The organism is Exiguobacterium sp. Leaf187 (genome assembly GCF_001423925.1).
Classification (GTDB): Bacteria; Bacillota; Bacilli; order Exiguobacteriales; family Exiguobacteriaceae; genus Exiguobacterium_A; species Exiguobacterium_A indicum.
In genome coordinates, this window is record NZ_LMPR01000013.1 from 1 (window position 1) to 322 (window position 322).

The following is a 322-nucleotide window of genomic DNA, read 5'->3' on the forward strand; positions in this document are numbered from 1 at the left end:
CGTTCTCTTCGTCGTCGAAGCCTTCAACTTGATTGGTCTTGACTTCATGGTCGACCTCGGTCGCGCCGTCCTTGCGTTCTTACCGAGCGTCCTGACAGCGATCATCATTCTCGCAATCGGGATCATCGTCAGCAACCTCGTCAAACGTACGATGGACAGCCTGTTCGGTAACTCTGAACTGAAAGTCCTCTCAAGCGTTGCGAAGTATGCGATCCTTGCACTTGCTGTCTTCATGGCACTTGATCAATTGGGTGTTGCTGATACGATCGTCAACTCAGCCTTCATCTTGATCTTGGGAGCACTTGCGCTTGCGTTCGGTCTT

General features: G+C 51.6%; 1 protein-coding gene. It reads left to right on the forward strand.

Annotation, left to right across the window (positions count from 1 at the left end):
- The coding region (locus ASF99_RS17675) for a mechanosensitive ion channel family protein (protein WP_442855979.1) at positions 1 to 322 on the forward strand (322 nt) is incomplete at both ends.